Source organism: Thermoactinomyces sp. CICC 10523 (assembly GCF_016055105.1).
In the GTDB taxonomy this organism is placed as follows: domain Bacteria; phylum Bacillota; class Bacilli; order Thermoactinomycetales; family Thermoactinomycetaceae; genus Thermoactinomyces_A; species Thermoactinomyces_A daqus.
This window is the reverse complement of the sequence record NZ_JAECVX010000024.1, coordinates 1-8,869: the sequence shown is the minus strand read 5'-3', so window position 1 is coordinate 8,869 and position 8,869 is coordinate 1. Positions and strand designations below refer to the sequence as shown.

Here is an 8,869-nt window from a genome sequence, read left to right as displayed (position 1 = left end):
ATAGCCTGTCAGTTCGTCTACCGTTTTGTACTCAAAAAACAGCGTTTTGGGCAACGGGCCAAATGTTTTTTCCAACTCGTTCGTCAGCTTCATCACCATAATCGAGCTGATGCCGTATTTCTCCAAATCCCGGTCCGGAGCGATCTCTTCCGCACGTACCTTCAGGACGGATGCAAGCAGCCGCTTTAAATAATCAGCCGCCTTCCGTACCAGTCGCCCTTCTTCCGCTGTCAGGCCTTCACTCTGTTGTTCCACAGCTTCCGAAAGACGATTGGTTTCGGCGTTAAAGAGAGGGCCGAAGGATTCCAGCAAAAATGTCGCCAGACTGTTGAGGGTTTCGTGTTCCGCAATTTCCCGGGCGGTGAGGTCTGCTCCGTATTCCGTCTGAAGGAGATCAGCCAGTTCCGTCAACTTCAGCGGATCAAAGCCGTATTCACCCAGTTTCACATCACTCATAATCTCCGCGGAAGGAACCTGAAGCACAGAGGCTGCCGCCTTTTGCAAAAAAGCCAGTATTCTGTTCCGCTGCTCGTTTTGCTGCCGTCGCACATGCAAACTCTTGAATCGGACGGCGGCTTCCTCCGGTGTGATTTTCTTTTCTTTCAGCTGTCTGTATAACTCTTTCAACTGTCTATCCATTTTTCCGGTACCCCTTATCTTGAAGCCGTTAAAATCCGTTCGACTTCCTCTTCAGATAATTCGCCCTTCCAAATCCGCTCCGACAGATCGAGATAAAACGCATCTTCCGCTCCCTCACGTTGCAACGAATTTACCGGCCGGGTCGAAAATCCCCGGATCTGCACACAGATCCCCCCGTCTTCATTACACAGATCGAGATCCAGCAGCCCGGCGCCCGGAGATGCTGCCCCATTCCCATCACGCCGGCGGATATAAGCCCACATACCGGCGGAGCAGGTGGCCAGTATATCCAATGTTTCAAGGGAATACGGCAGTGAAGTTAAAGGCGCGTTCGCCGCGATGGCAAAGCCCGCCGCAGCCTGTAACGCCGAATCGATCAGGCCGGGGTGCAGAAAAAAAGACCCTTGCGCACCGTTTACACCGGACGGTAATGACAACTTCGCAAGAATCTGGTCTTCATACAGATAAAGGCGCTCAATCAGACGGTGTGACGGCCCGTATGCAATCCCTGCCGCCCGAAAAGCCGGGTAGATTTGCTCCGGCGTGAGAATTTTCCGAGGAGATTGCGCCTGCAACGCTGCGACATCCAGCGGGGAAACGGTCACCGGATCGGTCAAAACCAGGCTGCCCTGGCTGTGGACCTCGTTGGTTTCATCCTCAGGATCAAGGGAACCGCTGTAGATTTCATAATCAATCGCTCCATCTTCCTCAGGGGTCAGGCAAATATGGACTTCCACCGGATCTTCCCCCACGGCCAGCGGAGCCGCCCAAACATGATTGACCAGGCGGATGCGTGTGCGGCCATCCCGCAAGGCCTTCGCCGCCTTCGGATGCAGTGCCAGCTCCAGCGCCGCCCGGGCCATTTCCAGACAGGCTGATCCGGGCAAAATGCGGCGGCCGTGGATCACGTGATCCGTCAGAAACGGTTCCTTTCCGGTCAATGTCGAACTGAACCGCTGCACGGAGAGGTCGGAAGTGTTCCGATGCAATAAGGGATGGAGCCGGTTCCCGTTCACAGGCACAGGATTCCGGCCAGGGAGCCAATAACGTTCCTTGGCAAATGGATATCCCGGCAAAGGAATGCGTTGCGGCAGGCTGCCCTCATACAAACCGTTCCAGTCGATCGCGCCGCCGACGATCCACCATGCAGCGATCTGGTCCCTCCTCGCCTTCCCCGGGGGATGTCCGGGAGAGGCGGGAGATGCACCCGCTCCTTTTTTCACCTGATTGGTCAACAGCCCCTCCGGATGATTGCCGTTGACAAAAGCATCCAATGTCCCGATCACTTCGTCTTTTGATCCGGCCCAAAAAGCCAGACGACACTCCATGGCCTCCCTGCCCGTCTGCAAAGTGTAAGCCAGGTCACCCAGGTTCAGTCGTTCCTGCGCCTGAACCCACTCTTTCATGATTCCGGCATAAACCTTCAATCGCTCTTCCGTTTTTGCCGACAACACGACCAATACCGGGTGATCTGCGTTCACAACCGGTGCTCCCGCTCTCTGCTGCCGCGGAAGGTATTCCTCTATCACCAGATGGGCATTGGTTCCGCTGAACCCGAACGAGCTGACACAAGCCCGCCTCGGTGCCGGCGCCTCCCAGGGAATCGTTTCCGTATTGATGTAAAAGGGGGAATCCGCAAAATCGAAATGTTCATTCGGCTCCGTAAAGTTAAGGGTGGGCACCAAGAGCTTATGCCGCATGCAGAGAAGAACCTTGTGGACACCCGCCACACCGGCGGCGGCCGACGTATGCCCGATATTCGATTTCACGGAGCCGATCGCACAATAATTCTTCTTCTCTGTCCTCTCCCGAAATGCGGCTGACAAAGCCTTTAACTCAATCGGATCTCCCAGCTTGGTTCCGGTGCCGTGCATTTCCGCATAACTGATGCCGGCCGGATCGATGTTGAATTTTTGATAAACGGATCTTTCCAGTTCAAATTGGCTTTTGATGCTGGGTGCGGTAATTCCGTTCGTTTTCCCGTCCTGATTCATGCCGAACCCGATAATGAGGCCATAGATGTGGTCACGATCCGCCTCGGCATCCTTCAGCCTTTTTAAAACCAGGGCCCCGGCTCCCTCACCGGGGACCATGCCGTTGCCTGACTGATCAAAAGCCTTGCATTGACCATCCGGAGATAACATTCCGGCCGAACACATTCCGATGTAAGGCTCCGGCGTCAGGTATAAAGAAACACCGCCGGCCAGAGCCATATCGATTTCCCGGTGAAGCAGGGCCTGGCACGCCAGCGTAATGGCGACCAGAGAGGAAGAACAGGCGGTATCAACCGATATGGCCGGGCCCTTGAGATTGAGAAAATAAGCGATGCGGGCCGCAGCGATGGAAGCATTGTTTCCCGTGAGATCGGTAAGCCCAACCTTCCGGTCGCACAACATCCGGTAGTATTCATTGCCCATGATCCCCAGATAAACCCCGCACTGCTTTCCGTTCAATTCGGCAGGGGTGTATCCGGCATCCTCAAAGGCCCGGTAGGCTTCCTGCAGGAAAATGCGCTGTTGCGGATCCATCATTTCCGCTTCCGACGGCGAAATATGAAAAAACAACGGATCAAAACAGTCGACATCATCCAGCAAGCCCAGCCATTTGCAATAGATTTTTCCGTCTTTCGGGGGATACGGTTCAAAATAAGAATGCACATCCCAGCGGGATTTCGGAATTTCCCGGATCGAGTTACGCCCCTGAGCCAAATTGGCCCAATAGGTTTCAAGGTTGTCTGCCCCGGGATACCTTCCCGACATGCCGATCACGGCAATCGCTTCCCGCTCATCCCGCTGAGGGCTTCGATTATTTTTCTCTCTGATGTTCGTCAATCGGGCTTTCGCCTCTTCCAGGGTGAATTCTCCGGCTTGCAGTGCGCGCAGGATCTCTTGCGAGTTCATCATTGCCCTCCCCCTAAATCAAATCATGCCTCTGCAACCATTCATTGGCCTTTTCGACCTCTAATGTCCCCCGCTCCACTTGCTCCAGCACCTCTTCCAGGGTCAGGGGAGGAACCGATGCAGACGGTTCAGAACCAGATTTGTCCCGGCCCGTCCTTTCCCTGAGCATCCAGGCGGCAAATTCACGCAAGTTCGGATAATCATACAACGCGGTCGCCTCTATCGCAGTTCCGTATCGTTTATTGAGCGCCCGTGTCCACTCCACGCCCAAAATCGAATCCAATCCCAGATCGGTAAAATTCTGGTCCGGATCGATCTCACTGCGATCAAGGTACATGATTTCCGCGAGACTGTCCGCCAGCTCGTCCATCAAGGCCCCGGCTTCCCCGGGATCCGTTCCGCCCGCTGCCTGATTTTCCGTTTGCAACAGACCGGGCCCGGCGCCTTGAACCGACTGCTGGGCGAGAATCAGCTTCCCTAATTCGCGAATCGTGGGGTAATCATACAAAGTGGTGGCTTCCAGCGAAGTCCCGTGCTGTTTATTAATCACGCGAATCCATTCCACACCCAAAATCGAGTCCAGCCCGAGATCATGAAAGTTCCGGTCCGGGTCGATCTCCCCGCGCTCCATGTACATGATCTCTGCCAGACTGTCAGCGAGCGCCTCCTGCAAAGCCTCCTCGGAGGGATTGGAAAAAGAGAGCGGCACAGCCTCGCGTGGCGACGGATCAGGCAGAGACAACCTGATCGGAGCCCGCTGCTTGGCTTCCCGCTTATCCGGGAACTGCTGGATTTCCGCCACCAAAGGCTTTAATGAAATGCCGGCAGGCTTTGCGGCGGACGCTGCCGCTTCTCCACCGGACCATTTTGAGGAACGGGGCAAATGGTCAGCCGGTTCCGCTCCGGTCGAAATTAAATCCTTGCTTTTCCTTTCCTCAGGCCAAAATCTCTTCCTCTCGAACGGATAGGAAGGCAGATGGATCCGGCGCGGCCTGCTCCCGCCGTACAGTTTATCCCAATCCACCGGACTGCCGTTCACCCACAGCCGGGCGATTTCCTCCCAGTTCCCTTCCCATGATCCGTCCGGCGATGAAACTGAACGGAATTCACCCATTGGCAAATCCCTGCTCCCGTTTTTCTCCCTTTTCAAAGAAGCGGTGAACAGGTGCGGCGGCGGATTCCCTTCTGTAAACAGCTTCAATGTCTGCAGGATTGACTCCCGCGATCCGGCGACAAAAGCCATCCGGCAATCCATCGGCTCTCTGCCCACTTGCAGGGTATAAGCCAAATCCCGGAGATTGAGGTTTTGATGTTTCCAGATAAAGTGCATCATCCGGCTCGCATACGTCTTCAATTGCGCTTCGTTTCTGGCTGACAGGACAAACAAGAGCGGATGCCCGCCATCCATCGGGTCCGTGGGAGCCATTGTCTCCGGCTCCGGAAGGTACTCTTCCACCACGATATGGGCATTTGTCCCGCTGAACCCGAAAGAACTGACAGCCGCCAGGCGCGGTACCCCGTCGCGCTCCGTCCAGGGGCGTTTGCTTTTATTGATATAAAACGGACTGTCATCCAGGGAAATATGTTCGTTCAAACGGTGATAATGAATAGTCGGGGGCAGCGTCTTATGTTTCAGGGCAAGCAGCACTTTAATCAATCCGGCGATTCCCGCAGCCGTCAAAAGATGCCCGATGTTGCTTTTGACCGACCCGAGCGCGCAGTAGTGTTTTTTGCCGGTAAAAGACCGGAATGCCTCGGTAAGCGCTTCGACTTCGATCGGATCGCCGAGCTTGGTGCCGGTTCCGTGCGCCTCGACGAGTGAGATTCGTTCGGGATTGATGCCGAAACGATCATACACCTCCCGCTCCAGTTCAACCTGCGCATGAAGACTCGGTGCAGTGATGCCGTTGGTCTTGCCGTCCTGATTGACACCCCAGCCGCGGATGACGCCATAAATCGGATCTTTATCCCGGATCGCATCGCTCAGGCGTTTCAGCAAGACTACGCCCACTCCCTCGCCGGGCACAAATCCGTCGGCATCATTGTCAAAAGTGGAACAACGGCCGTTTCCGGACAGCATGCCTGCCTTGCTGGTCATGATATGGAGAGACGGGCCGGCCATGATACAGACTCCTCCGGCCAGGGCAAGATCGCTGTTGCCCAGGATCAGGCTGTTGCATGCCTCGGCCACGGCGACCAGGGAAGAGGAACAGGCTGTTTCAATCGCCATCGAAGGTCCCCGCAGATTCAGCAGATAAGAGATCCGTGCGGCCAGAATGGAGGTGGTTCCGCCCATCAGCACCCGGGCATTTAACTCCTCTTCCTTGAACAACCGACCGTAATCGCTCGGCGCACATCCGACAAATACGCCGCAACGGCTTCCGGACAGATCAGACGGGCGTAATCCGGCATCCTCGATACAGCTCCAGCAACTCTCCAGAAAGAGGCGTTGCTGCGGGTCCATGGCGATCGCTTCAACCGGTGGAATGTGGAAAAAGGCAGGGTCAAATTTGTCCACATCCTCCAACACGCCCATCCACTTGCTTATGCTTTTTCCGGGAGCTTCCGGATCCGTGTCGTAATATCGGGCAGCCGGCCACCGCGATTCGGGGATTTCCGAGATACAATCCCGGCCATTCACCAGGTTGTCCCAAAATTGCTCCAGATTTTTGGCTTTTGGAAACTGCCCCGACATGCCAATAATGGCAATGGCCGTCTCTTCCGCGTCCTGTTTCTCCACAGGCCCGGGAAGAGCGGTCACGTTTCCTTTTGCCGTAACCGGACGGTCAAAGCGGGACTGAATGTGTTCGCAGGCACGGTTCATCAGCAATGCGGCAATTTCGGCCACGCGGCGGTTTTTCCAATGCTCATAAGGCGTTCCTTTCACCCACTCGTTAAAAGCCCCCATGGCCGGTCCGCAGAATATTTGGAAATTATCTCTCTCGGTTTCATCCCCGTTGAGGGTGGCCCGGTTGCAATAGGCAAAATACCATTTAAAAATGAGCGCCATTTTAAATCGCGGATTTTCCTCCGCTTCGACCAGATGCTGCGGATTTTTCTTTTTCTTATACTCACAAACCAAATCCCAGACTTCGGAAAAAGTTCTCTTAAAATACTGTGTTTCAATCTCGTGCCTGATTTCCTCCGGAATCTCATCGATCGAATTGTATTGCATGAACAATTGGTATAACCGGTTGGCGCGGTTATGGAATTGTGTATGTTTCCTGACGACCTGCGCTTTTGCCCCGATTTCAAACATATCCCCGGCGACGGTCACTGCCGTGTCATGGATGGTGACGGTACCGAGCAACTCTTTCACAACTTCATGAGCGCCGCTTTCCACCGTACACTGGTTAATCGACCCGGTAAAAATAAAATCGGCACCCAGCATAAAGGCCGATGCCACGGCTTCGGGCGTTCCGATTCCCCCGCCGCAGCCGATCATGATCGGTTCCGGATAGGCATGCTCTTGCTGCATTTTATTTCTGAGGGCGATGACGGAAGGAACTAGCGCCGATGAAACCCCTTGATCAGTATGACCGCCGGAATCGGCTTCCAGCGCAATATCGTCACCCATCGGCACCGACCGGGATAACTCCGCTTCTTCCTCTGTAATCAAACCGGCTTCCAGCAACTGCTGCACCAGATCCTTTGGAGGAGGGGACATGAACTGCCGGGCGATTTCCAGCCGGGAGCATTTCCCGATGATCCTTCTCGGAAATACAATGCGCCCTCCTTTTTTGTAAATCCCCTTGATTCTGCAATAGACCAGCGGGGCGGTAATGGAGGAATAGGCGGACGCTTCAATGTACGGAATTCCGTACTTGATGAACAGAGTAGCGTGCTCCCATTCTTCTTGCGGGTCGTCAAAGTTGGCAATCAGGCACATGCCGTACGGTTCATCCGGATTCAGGGCCGATTGGATTTTCCGGATGCGGGATTCAAGCTCTTTAGCGCCAATTCCGGCGCTGCCAAAAAAGCTGAGCAGCCTCGCTTTGGCCATGGCAATGACCAATGCTTCCGAAGCCACTCCCTGCGCCATCGAACCGGCGACGTAGTTCCATTTGCAGCCGTACCGGGTTTGAAACAAAGGATGGCCCAGGTTCTCCGGGCTTAAAGTCTGGGAGCCGTCCTTGACGCTGTCCCCAGTCTCCCGCTTCTTTCCGGAATTCTCTTCATCTGCGGGAACCGGCGGCACAGGTCCCTTTTTTAAAACGGTTACTGCCGGAAGGGCGGATGAATTGGCTGGTTCTGCTTGTTTCGCAGGCTGCGGCACTTGCTCCGTCTTTCCCGCATGGGTCTCCGTTTTTTTCAATTCCCTTTGCAAAAATCGCGCAAAATCGCGGATGGTCGGATAATCGTAGACCCTGGTCGCCTTGATCGAAGTGCCATAGGTTTTATTTAAGGTCTTGATCCACTCCACCCCGACGATGGAATCCAAACCGAGCTCAATAAACTTTTTATCCGGCAGAATCAAATCCCGTTCGACATACAGGGCTTCCGCCAGGCTGGCAGCCAATTCTTCCTGCAATTGCTCCAGCTCTTGCTCTGAAAGCGGATTATGACTGACACCGGGCAGCGGATTCGGTGGTGCCGTCCCGATGGCGGAGTCCGGCGGAAGGATTTCTTCTTCCTGCTCACCGGCCGTGAACGGGGATGACACTTCCGGTGTTGGTTCGGGCTGCCGGGATGAAAGCTGAACCGCCGGCACGCAGTCTGTCGTCGCCGTTTCCGGCACATCGACCCAGTAGGTATTCCGCGCAAACGGGTATGTGGGCAGATGCATCCGATCCGGTTTTTCCCTCCACAGTTGCTCCCAAGGCAAGTCGTATCCCTGACAGTAAAGGTCGGCCAGCCCCTGAAGGATTTCCCGGTATTCCTCCTCCTTTTGAACCGCATGGCTTTTCCGCATGAGCTCCTGGGCAAACATCTCCATCACTTTTTGGCTGACGAAACTTTCCGGTACAGTGCCCGTAAACAGATTGGGCAACTTCTCCTCCCCTCCGAACTGCCTGAGGAGGTACAGCGCATCCTCGCGATCTCTGACAACCGCAGCGCAACGACAGGCAAAGTGCTGTCTTCCTTCCTGGAGAGTGAAGCTGATCCGGGCCATGTCTTCATTCGTCGGGGACTCCTTCTCCAGAAAAGCGATCATGTCGCTGATCTTCGCTTCCAGCGCCTCCCGGGTCTTGGCGGACAGAGCGAGCAAGTAATAAGGAAGACGGTGCCGGGCCGCACTCCTTTCTTCCGGATAGCTCTCCAGCACCAGATGGACATTGGTTCCGCTCATCCCGAAGGCGCTCACGGCCCCCAGTCTCCGCTTCCCTTCC

At 55.0% G+C, this 8,869-nt stretch carries 2 protein-coding genes and 2 pseudogenes; all 4 read right to left on the bottom strand.

Features of this window, described 5'->3' with window-relative positions; translation table 11 throughout:
• On the bottom strand, positions 1-639 hold a 639-nt coding region (locus I8U19_RS16755), incomplete at its 3' end, for a phosphopantetheine-binding protein (RefSeq protein ID WP_198056588.1).
• Between the two features lie 14 nt (positions 640-653).
• Positions 654-1,217 (bottom strand): annotated as a pseudogene (locus I8U19_RS17915) (polyketide synthase dehydratase domain-containing protein); the annotation flags it as partial.
• Between the two features lie 108 nt (positions 1,218-1,325).
• A pseudogene (locus I8U19_RS16750) lies at positions 1,326-3,443 on the bottom strand (type I polyketide synthase); the annotation flags it as partial.
• A 109-nt stretch (positions 3,444-3,552) separates the two neighbouring features.
• Positions 3,553-8,844, bottom strand: coding sequence for a PfaD family polyunsaturated fatty acid/polyketide biosynthesis protein (locus tag I8U19_RS16745; RefSeq protein WP_370589814.1), 5,292 nt, complete (start codon positions 8,842-8,844; stop codon positions 3,553-3,555).
• Between the last annotated feature and the right edge of the window lie 25 nt (positions 8,845-8,869).